General features: G+C 44.3%; 23 protein-coding genes. 12 read left to right on the top strand and 11 right to left on the bottom strand.

The genetic code is table 11. The features are described 5' to 3' along the window. Positions 1 to 294: 294 nt before the first annotated feature. Both ICN48_RS13775 and ICN48_RS10450 read left to right on the top strand, forming a co-directional pair. Positions 295 to 558, top strand: a complete 264-nt coding sequence (locus ICN48_RS13775) for an EF-hand domain-containing protein (protein ID WP_216863795.1) — start codon at positions 295 to 297, stop codon at positions 556 to 558. Between the two features lie 50 nt (positions 559 to 608). After that, positions 609 to 1,502 (top strand): alpha/beta fold hydrolase, encoded by an 894-nt coding sequence (locus ICN48_RS10450; protein WP_216153702.1) that lies wholly within the window; start codon positions 609 to 611, stop codon positions 1,500 to 1,502. A 67-nt stretch (positions 1,503 to 1,569) separates the two neighbouring features. Here ICN48_RS10450 and ICN48_RS10455 read toward each other — a convergent pair whose 3' ends face one another. The 4 genes from ICN48_RS10455 to wrbA all read right to left on the bottom strand — a co-directional run bounded on the left by ICN48_RS10455 (position 1,570) and on the right by wrbA (position 4,272). Next, a complete protein-coding gene (locus ICN48_RS10455; RefSeq protein WP_015420997.1) occupies positions 1,570 to 1,755 on the bottom strand; it encodes a hypothetical protein in 186 nt (61 codons plus the stop codon). Positions 1,756 to 1,844: 89 nt separating this feature from the next. Continuing rightward, the gene (locus ICN48_RS10460) at positions 1,845 to 3,260 is read right to left on the bottom strand and encodes an FAD-binding oxidoreductase (protein WP_216153632.1); all 1,416 of its coding nucleotides are present in this window, start codon (positions 3,258 to 3,260) and stop codon (positions 1,845 to 1,847) included. 2 nt (positions 3,261 to 3,262) lie between these two features. Further along, positions 3,263 to 3,646, bottom strand: a complete 384-nt coding sequence (locus tag ICN48_RS10465; protein WP_216153633.1) for a DUF2069 domain-containing protein — start codon at positions 3,644 to 3,646, stop codon at positions 3,263 to 3,265. A 17-nt stretch (positions 3,647 to 3,663) separates the two neighbouring features. Continuing rightward, the gene (wrbA, locus tag ICN48_RS10470) at positions 3,664 to 4,272 is read right to left on the bottom strand and encodes an NAD(P)H:quinone oxidoreductase (protein WP_216153634.1); all 609 of its coding nucleotides are present in this window, start codon (positions 4,270 to 4,272) and stop codon (positions 3,664 to 3,666) included. Positions 4,273 to 4,294: 22 nt separating this feature from the next. On the opposite strand from wrbA, the gene ICN48_RS10475 reads away from it, so the two are divergent. The 4 genes from ICN48_RS10475 to ICN48_RS10490 all read left to right on the top strand — a co-directional run bounded on the left by ICN48_RS10475 (position 4,295) and on the right by ICN48_RS10490 (position 8,004). Then, positions 4,295 to 5,143, top strand: coding sequence for a YhjD/YihY/BrkB family envelope integrity protein (locus ICN48_RS10475; RefSeq protein WP_216153635.1), 849 nt, complete (start codon positions 4,295 to 4,297; stop codon positions 5,141 to 5,143). Between the two features lie 79 nt (positions 5,144 to 5,222). Then, positions 5,223 to 5,678 (top strand): CBS domain-containing protein, encoded by a 456-nt coding sequence (locus tag ICN48_RS10480; protein WP_216153636.1) that lies wholly within the window; start codon positions 5,223 to 5,225, stop codon positions 5,676 to 5,678. A gap of 43 nt (positions 5,679 to 5,721) precedes the next feature. Further along, complete coding sequence (gene aroC / locus ICN48_RS10485; RefSeq protein WP_216153637.1) at positions 5,722 to 6,834, top strand: chorismate synthase; 1,113 nt, start codon at positions 5,722 to 5,724, stop codon at positions 6,832 to 6,834. A 12-nt stretch (positions 6,835 to 6,846) separates the two neighbouring features. Further along, positions 6,847 to 8,004: an MFS transporter gene (locus ICN48_RS10490; protein ID WP_216153638.1), complete on the top strand. Its 1,158-nt coding sequence runs from the start codon at positions 6,847 to 6,849 to the stop codon at positions 8,002 to 8,004. A gap of 15 nt (positions 8,005 to 8,019) precedes the next feature. On the opposite strand, the gene ICN48_RS10495 is transcribed toward ICN48_RS10490, so the two are convergent. Genes ICN48_RS10495 through ICN48_RS10515 form a run of 5 tightly spaced genes read right to left on the bottom strand, consistent with a single transcriptional unit; the run spans position 8,020 to position 11,632 of the window. Continuing rightward, complete coding sequence (locus tag ICN48_RS10495; RefSeq protein WP_216153639.1) at positions 8,020 to 8,814, bottom strand: peptidylprolyl isomerase; 795 nt, start codon at positions 8,812 to 8,814, stop codon at positions 8,020 to 8,022. Positions 8,815 to 8,862: 48 nt separating this feature from the next. Continuing rightward, positions 8,863 to 9,147: a BolA family transcriptional regulator gene (locus tag ICN48_RS10500; protein WP_216153640.1), complete on the bottom strand. Its 285-nt coding sequence runs from the start codon at positions 9,145 to 9,147 to the stop codon at positions 8,863 to 8,865. Then, positions 9,144 to 9,692 (bottom strand): septation protein A, encoded by a 549-nt coding sequence (locus ICN48_RS10505; RefSeq protein ID WP_216153641.1) that lies wholly within the window; start codon positions 9,690 to 9,692, stop codon positions 9,144 to 9,146. Before ICN48_RS10505 ends, ICN48_RS10500 begins: the two co-directional genes overlap by 4 nt. 23 nt (positions 9,693 to 9,715) lie before the next feature. Next, the gene (gene msrB / locus ICN48_RS10510; protein ID WP_216153703.1) at positions 9,716 to 10,135 is read right to left on the bottom strand and encodes a peptide-methionine (R)-S-oxide reductase MsrB; all 420 of its coding nucleotides are present in this window, start codon (positions 10,133 to 10,135) and stop codon (positions 9,716 to 9,718) included. Positions 10,136 to 10,165: 30 nt separating this feature from the next. Then, entirely contained in the window at positions 10,166 to 11,632 is a 1,467-nt protein-coding gene (locus tag ICN48_RS10515; RefSeq protein WP_216153642.1) for a YdiU family protein, read from the bottom strand. Positions 11,633 to 11,687: 55 nt separating this feature from the next. On the opposite strand from ICN48_RS10515, the gene ICN48_RS10520 reads away from it, so the two are divergent. After that, positions 11,688 to 12,170 carry a PaaI family thioesterase gene (locus ICN48_RS10520; protein WP_216153643.1) on the top strand — a complete coding sequence of 161 codons (483 nt, stop codon included), beginning with the start codon at positions 11,688 to 11,690 and terminating at the stop codon, positions 12,168 to 12,170. Positions 12,171 to 12,172: 2 nt separating this feature from the next. Here the strand turns inward: ICN48_RS10520 and ICN48_RS10525 are convergent, their stop codons facing one another. Beyond that, on the bottom strand, positions 12,173 to 13,030 hold the full coding sequence (locus tag ICN48_RS10525) for an NRDE family protein (protein WP_216153644.1): 858 nt from the start codon (positions 13,028 to 13,030) through the stop codon (positions 12,173 to 12,175). Between the two features lie 9 nt (positions 13,031 to 13,039). Continuing rightward, on the bottom strand, positions 13,040 to 14,047 hold the full coding sequence (locus ICN48_RS10530) for a folate-binding protein YgfZ (protein WP_216153645.1): 1,008 nt from the start codon (positions 14,045 to 14,047) through the stop codon (positions 13,040 to 13,042). A 20-nt stretch (positions 14,048 to 14,067) separates the two neighbouring features. On the opposite strand from ICN48_RS10530, the gene mltG reads away from it, so the two are divergent. The 5 genes from mltG to ICN48_RS10555 are packed head-to-tail and all read left to right on the top strand — an operon-like array spanning position 14,068 to position 18,441. Further along, positions 14,068 to 15,141 (top strand): endolytic transglycosylase MltG, encoded by a 1,074-nt coding sequence (gene mltG, locus ICN48_RS10535; RefSeq protein ID WP_216153646.1) that lies wholly within the window; start codon positions 14,068 to 14,070, stop codon positions 15,139 to 15,141. Positions 15,142 to 15,153: 12 nt separating this feature from the next. Next, entirely contained in the window at positions 15,154 to 15,792 is a 639-nt protein-coding gene (gene tmk / locus ICN48_RS10540; RefSeq protein ID WP_216153647.1) for a dTMP kinase, read from the top strand. Continuing rightward, positions 15,793 to 16,914 carry a DNA polymerase III subunit delta' gene (locus ICN48_RS10545; RefSeq protein ID WP_216153648.1) on the top strand — a complete coding sequence of 374 codons (1,122 nt, stop codon included), beginning with the start codon at positions 15,793 to 15,795 and terminating at the stop codon, positions 16,912 to 16,914. It begins immediately after the preceding gene. A gap of 31 nt (positions 16,915 to 16,945) precedes the next feature. Continuing rightward, a complete protein-coding gene (locus ICN48_RS10550; protein WP_216153649.1) occupies positions 16,946 to 17,737 on the top strand; it encodes a TatD family hydrolase in 792 nt (263 codons plus the stop codon). Next, entirely contained in the window at positions 17,734 to 18,441 is a 708-nt protein-coding gene (locus ICN48_RS10555; protein ID WP_216153650.1) for an ankyrin repeat domain-containing protein, read from the top strand. Before ICN48_RS10550 ends, ICN48_RS10555 begins: the two co-directional genes overlap by 4 nt. The last annotated feature ends 25 nt before the right edge of the window (positions 18,442 to 18,466 follow it).

Genomic DNA, 18,466 nt, shown 5'->3' on the forward strand with positions numbered 1-18,466 from the left:
CAAGCGATGCAGAGTTATTCCAATACTTGTCGCCTCTGGGTTGGGAACATGTCAACTTGACCGGGGATTACGTTTGGCTGGGCGCCAAACTAGGGCCCAATAAATACCGACCTTTACGGCCGCTAGAGAAGTCTTAGCGTACGATTTTTTCCGTTTTCTGTGCCGACCCCAAGGTGAGTCATTTAGAACCAATTCGGGATCTGCTGATTCATTTGTAGCCATGGCCAAGAAGGTTGTTAGGTCCGCAATGGAAACTTCCGCGATGCCGACACCAACTGGTAATTAAAAAATAATATGAAATTACTCTCTAAGTTGATTGTTCTCTTTGGCTTCAATTTATTCATATTTGTTCCGCTCATCGCCCATGCAGATGATGCTTCACGTGATAAAGAGATTGCTGAGCGTTTTGCTAAATGCGACACCAATCATGATGGTAGGTTGACTAAAGAAGATGCCGAGGGATGTATGCCTAGGATTTATGACCACTTTAGTTACATTGACTCTACAAATAAGGGATATGTGACTGTGGCCGAAATTCAGGCTATGGCCAATAGATAGTCTTTTAATTACAAGAGTCTCTTAGGGGGCTCTTCTTTATTGGGTAAATGATGGCTGTTTCTTTTCCTGGCTTTGAATCTAAAAAGTTTTCTACTAGCACGCCAGATGGTTCTATTGAAATCTCCTACCTAATCGGCGGTAGTGGACCTCCATTGTTGCTGCTTCATGGCTTTCCCCAAACTAAGGCAATCTGGAGCCTGGTAGCCCCTGAATTGGCCAAACACTTCACAGTGGTTGCTGCCGACCTAAGGGGTTATGGATCTTCATCTAAGCCCCATGGAGAGGCAGATCACACTACCTACTCAAAACGATCAATGGCAGCAGATCAGCATGCATTGATGGAGAGTTTAGGGTTTGATCAATTCTTCTTACTCGGACACGATAGAGGGGGAAGAGTTTCTCATCGACTGGCAATGGATTTCCCGGAAAGTGTTTTGCGATTAATGGTGTTGGATATTTCTCCTACGTTAAAGATGTATGACAACACCACGATGGAGTTTGCTAAAGGCTATTGGCATTGGTTCTTCTTGATTCAACCAGAGCCAGTCCCTGAAACATTGATTGGAGCCGATCCAGAGTTTTGGCTCAAAAATCATATGGGTCGGCATGCGGGAACGGGCATATTTTCACCAGAGCGATGGGCCGAATACTTAGCTGGAGCCGCCAATTCACAAAGTATGCATGCAATGTGTGAAGACTATCGCGCTGCGGCCACCATTGACCTGATTCATGATCGTGCCGATCGTGCTGCTAATCAGAGGCTGCAAATGCCCTTAAAAGTACTTTGGGGCGAACATGGCTTAGTGAATAAATGCTTTAAGCCAATAGACGACTGGAAGGAAGTCGCCATCGAGGTCTCGGGAAGGGCGGTTCCAAGCGGACATTACATCCCCGAAGAGGTTCCAGAGCTACTGATAGCAGAAGCCAAGGAATTCTTTAGGTAAACCTGCTGGTTTATTGCGGATAAAACAAAAAACCCTAAGTAAATCAATTATTTAGGGTTTTTAAATATCACTCTGGGTGAAAATTATTGCTAGCCATGAAGCTAATGGTGCGCTCAAAGCCTAGGATTCGGATATAACGCCATGCAATATCGCGATATTTGCTATCTAAATAGCCAATAGCTACTTCAGGCGTCCTTTTGGACAAGTCGATCTGTTGAATTGCACGGGCCCAACGTTTGAGTCTTGTTGACATATTTGTCACCTCCATGACCATACAACGCATGAAAATATGGTCGAGATGACATGAATTACAAAATATTTAATAAAAAACTGCTGTTTTCTCTAAATAGAGACAACTTTATGGGGATTAAGTATATTTTGAGGGTCTAAGGCCCTTTTTAGCGTCTTCATGAGGTCATGGGCTACTTCGCCCTTGTGGGCCCTTAGGCCGTCCAATTTAAGCTGCCCAACCCCATGTTCTGCGGATATGGAGCCATTACAACGCTCAACTTGTGCATAGACAAGCTCATGTATTGGCTTTTCGTTGTTTTCATTAAAGATCTTGGCATCGACACCTGGGGGAGGGGCGATGTTGTAGTGGAGGTTGCCATCGCCTAAGTGACCAAAATTAATGATTCTCACGCCCGGGAAGCTGCTTCTCATTAAAGCATCTGTTTCTTTAATAAAGCTATCCAAGGACGATAAGGGAATGGTGATGTCGTGTTTCAGGTTGGCGCCTTCTTCGGCCTGAGCAAGTGTAATGTGTTCACGCATGTGCCAAAAAGCATTTGCCTGACTTAAATTACTGGCAATGACTGCATCGCTAATAAACTGAGACTCGAAAGCTTCTTCCAGGATAGCCTCAAGTAGTTGTCTTACATGGTCCTCGCTTTCGTGATCTGAGAGTTCAATCAGAATCGTAAAAGGCGGCTTTCCCTGTAGAGGGTTTGCCATTTGAGGAAAATGCTTTTCATTTAGCTCCAGAGACTCTTGGGTCATCATTTCAAAACCAGTTAGCAAAGAAGTTGCACGTTTTTGAAATAAATTTAAGAGCGCAATTGAAGATGCAATAGTTTCACAGGCAACCAGCGTGGTCCATTGTGAAATTGGCAATGGATATAGCTTCATAACTGCTGCAGTGATGATACCTAGCGTACCTTCAGAGCCAACAAATAAATCGCGTAAATCATAACCAGCATTGTCTTTGCGTAATCCTTTAAGGCCACTCCAGATTTCACCCTTGGCTGTTATAACTTCTAAACCCAAACAGAGATCTCGTGCATTGCCGTAGCGCAGAACATTTGTGCCGCCGGCATTGGTTGCTAAGTTACCACCAATCATGCAACTGCCTTCAGCACCAAGACTCAGTGGAAATAAAAAGCCTTGCTCTGCAGCTTTTTCTTGTACCGTTTGTAGAATGCATCCCGCTTCAAGCGTAATCGTTTGATTGGCAACATCGATCTCACGAATTTGATTCATGCGCTTCAGATTGAGAATGACTTGTTTGCCACTGTTATCAGGTGTAGCGCCACCACAAAAGCCGGTATGACCGCCTTGAGGAACTATAGCAACTTGGTTTTCAGCGCAGAGCCTGACGATACTTGATACCTCTGAGCTATTGCTCGGTAACAGCACTGCTAATGCCTTTCCGGTATAGCGTTTGCGCCAGTCTGTTAGGTAGGGCGCTTTATCTTCATCTGTAGTGAGGATAAATTGTTCCCCCAGAACTAAAGACAGTTGATTAATCAAGTTTTGCATGATTACTTTGCTGAAAGCTTCTTTAGTGCCTTGGCCTCTTTTTTAATTGGCTTTAAATACATCAGCAGGCAAACAAAACCAATTATGGCGAGCAGGGTTTCTAGGGCAGCAAGCCAAAAGTTAGCGCCAGTTTCTAGAATTCGAACCAAGCCTTCAAGAGCGTAAAGCAATATCAACATGGAGGCCCACTGCATGGTGTAAACCTTACCCTTCCATATTCCTGGAATGGCAAATAGCAAAGGTATTCCTTTAAGAATCAACCAGGAGCCGCCTGGACGTAAGGGTGAAATGAACCACTCCCAGCAGACACACAGAATAAACAAATCAATAAATGCAGCTGTAGCTATTAGTTGGTAAGGATTTTTTTTTAGAATCTTTTTAATCATGATGAATCCTTGGTGCATTACCTTTTATTTTGATGAAGTGCTAATGCAGTTTCAGCTAAACGCTTTCCTTGTGCTTTTGCTAGACGCTGCTCTTCAGGGCTTATAGGCGCGCGTCCATCCGCATGAGCAAGATGTGTCACTCCATAGGGACTGCCGCCTGTATTCGAAGACATGAGATCGGACTCACTATAAGGGATGCCCATAAGAAACATGCCGTGATGAAGAAGGGGAATCATCATTGTTAAAAGAGTACTTTCTTGACCTCCATGCATACTGCCAGTGCTCGTAAATACACAGGCAGGTTTTCCTATGAGAGCGCCATTGAGCCATTCGGAGGAGCTCCCATCCCAAAAATATTTCATGGGAGCAGCCATATTGCCAAAACGGGTAGGCGAGCCTAATGCAAGGCCTATGCACTCCTTTAGGTCCGAATATTCAGCATATGGAGCACCATCTTGAGGTACCGCAGCCTCAGTAGCTTCACAAACGGTGGATATTGAGGGTACGGTTCTTAAGCGGGCATTTGCTCCGGGTACGCTTTCTATTCCCTCGGCAATCAGCCGTGCCAGGTCCTTGGTTGCACCATAACGGGAGTAGTACAAAACTAAAATATCGTGTTGGTTCATATTGATCTCTTATGATACGGCGATGCGTCTTATTCGTAACCCCCGATTATGGCTCTCTCTGGCTAAAGAGATCTGGGAGCGCAATCGCGGTCAAAATTTGAATCAAATTGCAGCCAGCCTAGCCTTTACAACCATTTTATCGATGGTTCCTATGGTGACTATTGCTACCATCATGATTGGTTATCTCCCAAGCGTTATCCAAGTCAAAAATGCATTTAAGGCCTGGCTTTTAGATACCTATATGCCTGGCGGCATAAACCAGCAGGCATTTATCTACTTAGATCAATTTTCATCACAGGCAAGGGGATTAACCTTCGTAGGTTTGGCTGGCCTCATCATTACAACGATCATGACATTGGCCGTGATTGAGGGTGCCTTTAATCAAATCTTCAAAGTTACCGCTAGCCGACCTTTGTATAAAAAGATTGTGATTTATAGTGCAGCAACAATTTTAGGCCCAATACTCTTAGGCGTTGGGCTCTACTTAAGTGGCGTTTTGTTTAGTGCTTCGGAAGGATGGATTAGCGCTGTATCTTTTGGTTTTCAGCTGGTCGCAACAATTGCCCCAATTTGCCTAGCGATTCTTGTTTATGCGGTGGTCTATAAAATCCTTCCCTATGCAAAGATTTTATGGCGAGATGCATTTGCTGGGGCCTTGGTAGCTGCACTAGCCTTTGAATTAATGAAATTCGGTTTCGCCATCTTCCTAAGTCATACCGCCTTCTACAAAACGGTTTATGGAGCTTTTGCTATCTTCCCTTTAGGTCTGATGTGGATTTACTTAACCTGGTGGATTACCTTGACTGGAGCAGTTCTGGTGGCTAACTTGCCGAACATACGCAGCGGTGTCATTAGGGTTATTCGTTACTAAAAGTTACCCCTAAGCTCTTGATTCAAAGAGGTCTTGAGTCTATATTGGGGTCATAAGTGCATTGCTTTATGGAGACCAAATGAAAGTTCGCGACATATTACGCGTTAAGGGAAGTACCCTTTTTACAGTAGCCCCTGATACTGCGCTGCAAACGGCGGTACTGGTTATGAGCGAGCACGATATTGGTTCTTTGGTTGTTATGGAATACGACAAGCTGGTCGGTATTCTGACATTCCGTGAAGTTATTGCTGCCTTAGCCAAACACCACGGCAAGCTAGAAGGGCTTCAGGTTAACTCGGTAATGAATCAAAAGCCTTTAACATGCAATATGGAGACCGAGATAGATGAAGTCCGTCGCATGATGTTGGTTGACCATGCCCGCTATTTGCCGGTAGTAGACCAAAAAATGCTGATGGGTGTTATTTCTTTCTACGACGTAGCCAAGTCGGTAGTGGAGGCCCAAGACTTTGAAAATACGATGCTCAAGGCCTATATCCGCGATTGGCCAGAAGATACCGAAAAAGCAGCTCCCTAGGCTCTCCTAGCCAATATTTGCTGACAAATGACATAATGTTGTTATGTCAGGAAATACTTTAGGCCTTCTTTTTACTGTTACCACTTTTGGTGAATCCCATGGTCCCGCAATCGGGGCTGTTGTGGATGGTTGCCCTCCGGGTATGAATTTATCCGAAGCCGATATCCAGTTAGACTTGGATCGCCGAAAGCCCGGCACCTCACGGCATGTCACGCAACGTAAGGAAGAGGATAGGGTTGAAATCCTGTCCGGCGTATTTGAAGGCAAGACTACTGGAACGCCTATTGCATTATTGATTCGCAATACGGATCAGCGCAGCCAAGACTATGGCGATATTTTGCAAACCTTCCGCCCTGGTCACGCAGACTATGCATACCAAAGTAAATATGGAATTCGTGATCCCCGTGGTGGTGGCCGTTCATCTGCTCGCTTAACGGCTCCCGTTGTCGCTGCTGCAGCGATTGCCAAAAAATGGTTACACGATAAATATGGCACTGAGTTTTACGGTTACATGAGCCAATTGGGCGAGCTTGAAATTCCTTTTAAAGATGAATCTCAGATTGAGCAAAACCCTTTCTTTGCCGCCAACGCTGAAATCATTCCACAGCTAGAGAGCTATATGGATGCTTTGCGTAAAGCAGGGGACTCTTGTGGCGCACGTATAGAAGTGCGCGCTCGCAATGTTCCTGCTGGCCTAGGTGAACCTTTATTTGATAAGTTGGATGCTGATATTGCACATGCCATGATGGGCATTAATGCAGTTAAAGGGGTTGAAATTGGGTCTGGCTTTAAATCTGTAGCGCAACGTGGTAGCGAACATGGGGATGAGCTCCATCCTGATGGCTTCGCAAGCAATAACTCAGGCGGCACCCTTGGCGGAATTAGTAGCGGCCAAGATTTGCGAGTTTCAATTGCTATTAAGCCGACTTCTAGCATTATGAGTCCCAAGCAATCTGTTGACTTGAATGGTAAGTCAATTACCGTTCAAACTAAGGGTCGACATGATCCTTGTGTTGGCATTCGCGCTACTCCGATAGCGGAGGCGATGCTGGCTCTTGTTTTAATGGATCACGCTCTGCGTCATCGCGCTCAGTGCGCCGATGTTCCTGAGATCGCCTCTATTCCGGCTGCTCAACCCGGCGCTTACCGCGATTAACTGTTTTATTAGATGACGCCATCACTTCGCTGGGCCTTCGGGTCCTTTTTCTTTTTATATTTTGCCTATGTTGGACTGGTATCTCCATACGCCAGCCTCTTTTTTTTAGACAGAGGTTTTAGCGTCATTGAGATTGCAGCGTTAATGTCTATGCTGCAGATAACCAGAATTGTTGGTCCATTCTCCTGGGGCTGGCTATCTGACTATCTTTCCAATCGGGTTGGCATTATTCGAATCTGTACCTGTCTTGCTGCAGTTGTGTTCTTGTGCATCTACTTTTTGCAAAGTTACATTGGATTTTTCATCTGGATGTTTGTGCTGCACACTATCCTTAGCAGCTTAATGCCTCTGGGTGAATCCGCTACGATTCATGCGCTATATAAAGACAACTCATTTGATAAACGCTATGGCCGTTTACGTCTTTGGGGATCTATTGGCTTTATTATCATGGTGCTTGCTGCAGGCGAGTTATTTCAGCGTAAGTCCATTGAAATGTATCCGATCGTTGGCACCATTGTTTTGCTAGCTTTAGCTGTAATTTCTTTTTGCCTGCATGAGCCAAAGATGGAGCGTCGCAAAATGGTCAAGGGCGAGCTTATGGTTGTGCTCTTTAATCCAGATGTACGGTGGTTCTTAGTGTCTGGATTCTTTATGATCTTTGCGCATGCTGCTTTGTACGTTTTCTACTCTTTATATCTTGCTGATCTAGGCTACGATAAATTTCAGATTGGACTTTTCTGGGCTTTGGGCGTCATGGCGGAAGTCATTTTCTTTTACTTCCAAAGTAAGGTTTTGAGTAAGCTTGATGCCGAGGTGATATTGCAAGCCGCCTTTGGCATCGGAGTGGTTCGCTTTGTATTGATTGCCTTTTTACCATTCACTTCCGTCTTAATTATTGCGCAACTGATGCATGCGGGAACGTTTGCCGCTCACCATAGCGCCGCTACAAAACTTTTACAGCGCTGGTTCACTGGGCCCTTACAAGCCAGAGGTCAGGCCTTAATGGCTACCATTTCTTATGGCTTGGGTGGCACGCTTGGTGGATTATGTGCTGGTTGGATATGGGAGGCATCCCAACCAAGAGATGTCTTTGTGATGTCCGCATTTGCATGCGGACTAGCGGGTATGGCAATCCAGAAACTGAGACCGCGACGTTACCCCGCCAGATAATACTTTTATTACCTTCTATTGAATTTTTGCTTTAGAGCGCAGTTTTTGCATCATCTCTGAGAACTTGGCCTTTTGCCAGTTTTTATCAGACATGATCATTTGCTTTAATTGATCCTTCATCTCTTCCATGCTTGGGGCTTTAACATCTCGTGTATCAATCATCTTGATGATGTGCCAACCAAACTGTGATTTCACAGGCTTATCAGTGATTTGACCATTTTTGAGCTGAACCATTGCCTTAGAGAACTCGGGGACTAAAGCTTTATCACTAACCCAGCCCAAATCACCACCATTTTTAGCTGAGCCAGGATCAAGTGATTTGGCTTTTGCAATCTCTTCAAAGCTTGCACCAGCTTTTAACTGAGCGGTAATAGCCTTAGCATCAGATTCTTTTTCCACCAAGATATGCTCTACGTGATATTCCTTGCCGGTATATTGTGCTTTAACGGATTCATAGGCTGCTTTTAAGTCGGCTTCTGCAACACCTTCTTTTTCAACATAGTCTTCAAAGACTGCAGCAATCAAAACGCCTATACGCGCTTGTTCAAGTTGTTCGCGAACCACTTCTTTTTGAATTACACCACGCTTGTCAGCTTCTTGTAAAACCAATTCACGCGTTACCAACATTTCACGAGCTTGATCACGCACTTGTGGATTATCGGGTTGACCAGAGCGTTGCACTAATTTGTCTAATTGCGCTTTAGGTATGGATTTACCATTAACGATTACTGCATTTTGTGCCATCACATTTGCAGAAAGAAGGGCAGCGCTAAGTATGCTGATCGAGAATATTTGACGTGTATTGAACATGGTAGTTTAGGTATTAATTAAAGAAAGTAGTGCTATTTTAAAACAGGCTTAGTTGATTACTTCATCAGGGGCTAAGGCATTGATAGTGAGGGCATGGATCTCAATTGGAATATGCCTATTTAATGCAGCATAGACAGCTCGGTGACGAGCTACTAGGTTTAAACCCTTAAATTCTGGAGCAACAATTTCTAATCGAAAATGACCACCGCCGCTGGCCGCTCCAGCATGGCCAGCATGAAGATGACTTTCATCAATAATGTTTAAGACCTCAACCTGAAAAGCTTTGCGAAGATCTTCTTCAAATGCAGCTATACGTTGCTGATTAATACTCATTCGCTTGGATGCTCCATATGTTTAGAGAGCCAAATGCCTTGGGCAATAACAAATACTAATAACAAGCCTGTACTGCCAAATAATTTAAAGTTGACCCAGGTTTCTTCCGAATATTTAAAGGCTATATAAAGATTGAGTGCGCCCATGAAGAAGAAGAATATTGCCCATGCCATATTAAGACTTCGCCAAACAGAATGGGCATTTTTTTCTTTGAGTGTTATCTGCTTGCCCATTAATACTTGTATCCAGTTTTTTTGAAAAAACTGAGCGCTGATAAAAAGAGCACCAGAGAAAAGCCAATAAAGCGCAGTAGGCTTTAATTGAATGAATGTTTTGTCATGTAGGAATATGGTGAGACTGCCAAAAACCAGAATCATCACCAGGCTTACCCATTGCATGGCGTCAATTTTGCGATGGCGGTAATAAACCCACAGGATCTGACCGATGGTAGCGACCATGGCAACGATAGTAGCGGTATAGATATCACCAAACTTAAAGGCGATGAAAAAAAGGATTATGGGGAATAGGTCAAATAAGAATTTCATAAATGGATTATCCAGCTATTTGCTTATTTCTCTGTTTTAGTAGGTATAGCGTTGGTACCAGGCTCAAAATTCAGAGATGCAGAGTTTATGCAATAGCGCAATCCAGTAGGCATTGGACCATCTTCAAAAACATGCCCCAGATGGGCATCGCAATTAGCGCAACGGACCTCTGTTCGAATCATGCCATGAGTGGTGTCTCGAATCTCTTTGATGGAGGATTCAACTTCCGGTGCGTTGTAGCTAGGCCATCCACACCCAGCATCAAACTTGGTGTCCGAGAGAAAGAGTGGAGTGTCGCAGCAAATACATTTATATCGACCCTGATCCCAATGATCCCAATATTTTCCAGTAAAAGGGCGCTCTGTTGCAGCTTCACGAGTGACACGATATTCAATATCACTCAATGATTGTCGATAGTCTTGATCTGTTTTTTTCATCTTTATCCCAGGGAAATTATTTGTCAGTTCATTAACTTACGATGAACAACTTACTTCAATAGAATCTATGTTTGGTGGCGGTGCCAAGGCATAAGCTTCGTGCTCTAGTTGCTCATCAAAAGGCCTGCTCAAAATATTGAGAAGTTTGGCCACCTCGGAGAAATCTTTTTTCTGCGCCAGTTCTATAGCCTCTTGTGCCAGATGATTTCGCAACACATATTTTGGGTTTACTTGATTCATGGATATCTGACGCGATAAATCGTTGCTACCTTCCCTCTTTAGGCGAGCTAGATATTCAGAAAACCATTGTTCAATAGCATCGCGGTCAACAAAGTCATTCCGCAATGAAATTTGGTTGATAAGTGCATCTATCTTCAGTTCACCAAGACGTCGAAAAAAGCTAGTGAAATCTACTTTTGAGTCATGCATGGCCTGCAATAGTCGCTCTATTAGCGTTATATCTCCATCCTCTTCGACAGTAAATCCAAGTTTTTTTCGAAACAAAGATTGCCAAGTGTGAGCGTAGATTATTGGAAATTCTTCAAGCGCTTTACGCAGTTGATCTTGCGCCTCTTTTTCGTCACACCCGAGTTCAACCAGTGGAATCATCGCGCTAGCTAGGCAAGCCATATTCCAATGCATGATTTGAGGCTGTCGATGATAGGCATAGCGCCCACCCTGATCGCTATGATTACAAATATGGTCGATTTGAAAATGATCTAAAAATCCAAATGGGCCATAGTCAATAGTTAAGCCTAGAACGCTAATATTGTCACTGTTGAGAACACCATGGCAAAAGCCAACCGCCTGCCACTGCGCTACAAGTTTGGCATTACGTTCACAGATTTTTTTGAATAAATCTAAATATGGGTTTTCAGCTTGAAGACATTCAGGGTAGTGGGCTTGGATTAAAGAATCGGCAAGCTCCTTTAAACGCGCGTGATTTTGTAACGAAGCAAAATGCTCAAAATGCCCAACCCGGATAAAACTTGGCGCCAACCGCGCGCAAACCGCCGCAGTCTCCATGGTTTCTCTTCTTACCGGTAAATCAGATCCAATAATTGATAATGCTCGCGTTGTAGGAATTCCTAGTGCATGCATTGCCTCGCTACATAAAAACTCCCTGATGGAAGAGCGGAGAACGGCTCTTCCATCACCCATTCGAGAGAAGCGAGTTTTGCCCGCTCCTTTAAGTTGCAACTCCTGTCCTGCAATATCACCAAGCAAAATTGCACGACCATCTCCCAATTGTCCTGCCCACACACCAAATTGATGGCCGCTGTAGGCTGTTGCAATGGGATTTGAAAAGTGATGACCGCCAGCATTTAATTGATTTCCAGACAAAACTTCCAGCCAAGCTTTGTCAGTTGGCCATTCGTTTTCGTCAAGAGGGATGCCTGCTAATTTTGCAGACGAAGGTGAAAATGCAACCCAATAGGGATCAGGTACAGGTGTTGGTAGGGTGGTTTGACAGACGTCATCACCGCTTAAAGTAAAGGCCATGAGGGCTATTCTAGGGGGATTTCCCAAATTGCGTTCATGCCTTTAAAATTGACCTATGAACAAACAAGTCCAAATGAATCCCCAAACCCAACTCGCTAATTTAGGCGAGGAATTAAACGTTCCTTTTTTAAAGCTTTTAGGTGTTCGCTGCCTAAGCGCCGAAATGGGTAAAGGTGAAATTTTGCTCGCCCTCAAGCCAGAACATAACAACACTTGGGAGGTTGCGCATGGCGGTGTTTTATTAACGCTGATGGATGTAGCTATGGCTGTAGCCGCTAGATCTGGCGATCCTGGTGACCGCAGCGTTGTCACTATTGAAATGAAAAATAATTTCATGCAAGCTGCGACTGGTGTATTAAGGGTTAAAGCGGATACCGTACGAAGAACGGCAACAATGGCGTTTTGCGAGGCTAAGCTATATAACGATCAGGGTGAAGTGTGCTGCATGGCTACTGGCACTTTCAAGTATTTGAAGCGTTTGGCGACTCGCAATGCTGATGGTGAACGCGTCATAAACGATGACGGACGAACTGTTTAAGGCTAAACGGATAAATTGGAACCAGATGCCGAACTAAGGGCGCCAGTCACTACATCATGGCCCACGGTTCCCGAAGCATCAAATCGCCGCTCCACAAGTTCAAATTGACCGTCTTTGCGAACTCTGAGAACGGTGCTGGAGCGCGTTCCATAAGCAGCGGTTTTAATAAAAGCAGGAGAAAGCGCCTTCTCCCATTCCTTACTAACGCCGGTATTAGGAAGTTCATTATCACTGGCATGATGACTATCGGCCAATAGCTTTAAATACTGATCTGCATTTTTGAGCCTGCCTTGATCCATTGCCAATGCTTGGGCAAACGCGGCAACGCGATGATTTACTTTGGGCCATGGAGTATCTAGCATGGCGTTGGATAACCCATAGACACCCGGCTCTAGGGCCTGTTTTGGAAAGACCTTACGTGGACGGATGCTTTGGCCCATCATCATACGGTTGCTCACCCAATGCATTTCAGCGTTTTCTGGATTACTCAGATCAGCCATCAAAAGATTAAAGCCGTTGTATTGTTGAAAACGTTTTGTATTGTCTTGAATGAAATCAGTGGGTCCATCTTTGCCGGTGAGATACAGTAAAGATAATTCACCACGTGTTCTGGAGTCAGGATTTTTTTCACTAGGTGCCCGAACATTTGTTAAGGCCGCAAATTTCCCTGTTTTTGTGAATCCAAGCCAGGTGCCAGGGCTGCCTAAAACGTCAGCCCTATCTCTACCTGCCAATACATGAGGATGCTCTGGCCACCATGCAACCCCTTCGGTATTGCGCTCATAAAACTCATCGCGATTCGCCGCCACTACCAGCGAGTAGTCTGGATGAGCATTCCAGGCGAAAAGGACAAGACACATAAGAGGTAATTAAATTTCAATTAAAGGGTAGGGTAATAAATCTATTTTTAACACAGGTCCTTGGGCGCTACCAAGATGAATTTCGCCATCTTCAAGCGCTTCTAGCTTGCATTCAATTTGTAGATCAATTCGTTCTGGCTCATTTAGGCTCCTTGCCGATAAAACTACCATTCCTGCAGGCTGGCTAGGATCTTTAGAGTTAAAAAGCTCCACCCCTGGAACAGCCAAGCTATCGATTAATTCATTAGTATTGAGGTGAGCAAGTTGCAATCGCCGCTTAATAGCACCGCGGTATTGGCTGCGAGCGACTATTTCCTGACCGGGGTAGCACCCTTTTTTAAAATCAACACCAGCAACAGATTCAAAATTAATCATTTGCGGTACAAACTGCTCCTGCGTTGCTTGAACAATTCTCGGAATTGCACTTAAGACCTCAAGTACATTCCATGCTCCAAGTGCTTCAAGTGTATTGGTCGAGTCAAGTAAATAATCTTTTGGGCTAGCTACAAGCAGTCGAGCAACGGCTTGATTCCCCACCAATACATCTGGCATTCGTAATGCAATGCAATTGTCATTAAATTTAAAATCAGAAATTTGTTTATCTGTTCCGTAAAGTCCAGCAATTTCCCATTCCGAAGATAGATCAAGAACCTTTACTTTTGAACGCAATACATACATCGACAAACGCTTAGCAATACTGGCAGCAATATCCTTTGATATGAATAAAGCATAGCGTTCTTCACCTTCTGCGCTTGCTGGAAATAGCCCAGCCCAGGCACTTGCCAATAGCCTACCTTTAGGACTGCAATAGCCTACCAAACGAACTGCGTTTTCACCTTGGGCAATCCTTCCCGGTAATATGCGATTGAGCCCTAGAACAGAGTTTGTAAGTTGATTTTGCAAAAAACTGGCAGCATCAGGACCCTCAATGAGGATTAAGCCCCATTGCGGCAGATTACAGGGCAGGAAAGAAGGGGTATTCAGCCAGTTTTGCTGAATTTGCGGGTTATTTGTCATCACCCTTTTATCATAGCCCGATGAGCAGAAAAATTCAGAGCAGATCATTATTTAACAAGAGGAAGCCTTCGGATCGCGGTCTGAAGTATTGGTTAGTCCTTTTGTTTGTATTGCTGGGTCTTCTGTATGGGGGCATTTTTTTATTTCCTGCAGTCCCCAATAAGTCTAATGTTGAAGATGCGGCCATATACAAGGTTAAGATTCTTCCGCAATCAAGCTTGTCCAGTATTGCCCATCAGCTGAGCGAGCAAGGCCTATCTATCAATTCCTTGGTCTTGCATTTATCAGCTAGAAGCTTATTTATTGGCTCAAAACTAAAGCCGGGAACTTATCTACTCCCGACTGGGGGAAGTCTTGGAAAGATTCTCCTGCAAATTGCTCGCGGTGATCGAGTAAGGGAAAGTATCGCAATCATTCCAGGGATGACTATTTGGCAGCTTCGAGGCCTTGTTGATTCTCACTCGGCACTCATTCATCAAACCAAAGGCATGAGCAATAAAGAATTGTTGCAGAGTCTGAACCTGAGCTACCCTAGTGACGAGGGAATTTTTCTACCCGATACCTACTTATTTGATCCAGATGAACCTGATATCAATATTTATCGTAGGGCAGCGCAAGGTATGCAAAAACAACTATCCCAAATATGGGATCAAAAAGAAGGGGGGCTTCCCCTCAAAACACCTTATGAATTATTAGTCTTGGCCTCTATTGTTGAAAAGGAAACCGGGCGTACTAGTGATAGAAATTTGGTCGCAGCCGTATTTGTTAACCGTCTTGATAGAGGAATGCCACTTCAAACTGATCCTACGGTGATTTATGGGATTGGGCCTAAATTTGATGGTAATTTACGGAAAGCGGATTTACGTAAAGACACTCCCTACAATACCTACATGTACAAAGGTTTGCCTCCTAGCCCCATAGCAATGCCTAGTAAAGAATCCATTTTGGCAGCTGCCCACCCCGCTAAAAGCAATGCTTTATTCTTTGTGGCTAAGGGAGATGGCAGCAGCCACTTTTCTCAAACCCTAAAAGAGCATGAAACAGCGGTAGATCGATATCAACGCAAAATTGCACCTAAAAATAGTGCCAACTAAATTCATTTAAATATGACATCAACAAAAACCGGTTATTTCATTAGCTTCGAAGGTATCGATGGTGCAGGCAAAAGTACACATGTGGATGCATTTCGTAAGCTCATGCAAGAGCGCTATTCCGATAAAGAAGTGGTCATGACCCGAGAGCCGGGAGGCACTACTCTTGGCGAGCAACTGCGTAATCTACTTTTAGAAGCACCCATGAATTTAGAGACAGAGGCATTATTAATGTTTGCTGCACGTCGTGAGCATATTGCCCAGGTAATTGAGCCCGCTCTTGCTGCAGGCAAAATTGTGATCTCTGATCGCTTTACAGATGCTAGCTTTGCTTATCAGGGCGGTGGTCGCGGTTTAAGTTTGGATAAATTGAATGACTTAGAACGATGGGTACAGGGTCGTCCCGATGGCTCACTCTTACAGCCCAACTTAACGATCTTGTTCGATTTGCCGGGAGAGATTGCAGAAGCGCGACGCTCGAAGGTACGCGCTCCAGACAAATTTGAAAAGATGGATTTGGATTTTTTCGAAAGAGTTCGCCAGGAATACCTACGTCGAGCCCGGAATGATTCGGAACGCTTTCATCTAGTGGATGCCACCCAGACTCCTGAAGCCATTTGGAATGGCTTGAAATTGATTCAGATTGCTCCTTAAGTGAAACGGGAACATCAAATAGCACCATGGCTCAAACCCCTATGGGAAGGGTTGGACTTTGCCAATTTTCCAAATGCCATTCTGTTGCATGGCCAATCTGGGATCGGAAAATTTGCCTTTTCGGTAGAGCTTGCAAAGGCCTTGCTTTGTGAAAGAGCTAGCGTTGCGCTAAAGCCATGCAATCAATGTGAGGCGTGTCACTGGTTTGATACCGGAAATCATCCTGACTTCATATCCCTCGTACCTGAAACGCATCGCAAACTATTGCCCCATGCTGACTATGAGGGTGACGAATCACCCAAAAGAGGAAAAGCAGCGCGCGATGATGACGGCGAATCAAGCGAAAAAAAAGAGAAGAAAAATATCTCGATAGAAGAAACTCGTCATGCCATTGAAAATCTTTCCATTGGATCTCACCGCGGTGGTAATCGCGTCATTCTGATTTACCCATTAGAAATGTTACGCCCAGACTCTGCGAATACATTATTAAAATCCCTTGAAGAACCTCCAGCAAATACTATTTTTATTTTGCTAGCTGATCGAGTAGATCGTGTCTTACCAACGATACACTCACGCTGCCGCCTCCTGACCGCTCCTCGCCCAGATCGCGAACAAGGACTAAGCTGGTTGAAGGCCCAATTAAATCAAGTCAGCGGACTAAAAGCGAGCGATGCTGATATTGAGACAGTCTATGATGAACAAGGTGGGGCTCCTTTTTCGGTTCTCGATTCCCTTCTTGCTAGACACAACAAGGACGATAAGGACGAGCTGACCATATCAATCCAAGCTTCGCGTTATTTACTCCAATCTATGGCTCAGGGCGTTAGGATAAATTGGCTCGAAACGGCCGAGAAGACTCATAAAGCCCAGTATTCCTTTTTATTGGCTAGCATGCAGCGCTGGATTTCTGATTTGCAGTCAGTAACTCAGGGCGGCAATCCGCGTTATTACCCTAAGCACTTATCAACCCTTCAGGGCTTATCAAAAATGGCCAATGTCCAAAAATTACTTCAGTATTGGAAGTCACTTATTCAGGCCCGACGTCATGAAAATCACCCTTTAGCGAATAGAATCCAGTTAGAGGCATTGCTTTCTCAATATCAACAGATTTTTGGGGCATAAAACCAGCTTAGGCAGTCTAAAATAGCCAGTCATGTTCATAGACTCCCATTGCCATCTCGACTTCCCAGAATTTCAATCCCGGCTTCCAGAGGTTTTAGGTAATATGCGGTCTGCCAAAGTGAGTCATGCTTTGTGCGTATCGGTTGATTTACCTGACTTTCCAAATGTATTGAAGTTAGCCCAGGACCATCCAAATCTGTTTGCATCAGTGGGCGTCCATCCTGACTACGAAGACACCCCAGAGCCTACATTTGATTTTTTAGTAGAAACGGCTCTGAAGCACCCCAAAATCGTCGCTATAGGCGAAACGGGGCTTGATTATTACCGCATGGGTGATCGCAGCTATGAATCTATGGAGTGGCAACGAGAACGTTTTAGAACCCATATTCGGGCTTCGATTGCCTCAAAGAAGCCTTTGATCATTCACACTCGCTCAGCATCGCAAGACACAATCAAAATCCTCAAAGAGGAGGGCGCTCAGCAAGTAGGCGGGGTGATGCATTGTTTTACAGAATCTTATGAAGTTGCAAAAGCTGCCATGGAAATGGGGTTTTTCATCTCCTTTTCGGGGATTGTTACCTTCAAGAGCGCTAAAGATCTCCAAGAAACTTGCAGACAGGTGCCCTTGGGTCGAATGCTGATTGAGACTGATTCGCCTTACTTGGCTCCAATTCCATATCGCGGCAAGACAAATGAGCCCGCATGGGTTTCTAAGGTTGGCGAATTTGTAGCCGACCTCAAGGGAGTTTCAGTTGAGGCTCTAGCAAATCAAACTACAAATAATTTTTATGAATGTTTTCATATAGATAGAAAATATTCATGATAAATATGTTTAATAAAAAAGTATTGGCCTTAGTCATACTCCTTGGTTTCAATGGTTTGGGTTTGGCGCAATCTGACGAGCAAGTGGCAGAATTTGCTAAAGCGGCCAAATTTAATGATGTTTCTACCGTTAAAGCGCTTGTTTCCAAGGGTGTGAGCCCCAATATCCTGGATCCAAAAGGCGAATTAATGCTCAATCTGGCCATTAGAGATAAGTCCAATGATGTTATTTTATTTTTACTGACAAATAACGCAACTGACGTTGATATCTCAAATAAGTTTGGGGAAACCCCGCTCATGATTGCATCCATTGATGGCAATCTACCGGTTGTCAAGGCGCTAGTTCAAGGCAGGAAAGCCAAGATAGACCATATAGGCTGGACTCCATTGCATTACGCCTGCGCTAAGGGAAATTTAGAGGTAGCCCAATACTTAATCTCTAATGGTGCAATTATTGATTCCTTAAGTCCAAGCAATACAACGCCTTTAATGATGGCGGTTCAATCCGGAAATGAACAGCTAGTTAAGCTATTGCTAGATGAAGGCGCTGATCTTCAAACGCGTAATTCCCTTGGGCTATCAGCCATTGATATTGCTTTGATTTATGAGAAGCCCTGGATTGCTGAGGGCTTAAGCGCACGTTGGTTAAAACTTTATAAGAAACCTTATATTGCACCAAAAGGCGTTGTCCAGCCCAAGTCCTAATATATCTATTTGCGTATAATCATTA

The sequence above is a fragment of the Polynucleobacter sp. JS-Safj-400b-B2 genome, from assembly GCF_018881975.1.
In the GTDB taxonomy this organism is placed as follows: domain Bacteria; phylum Pseudomonadota; class Gammaproteobacteria; order Burkholderiales; family Burkholderiaceae; genus Polynucleobacter.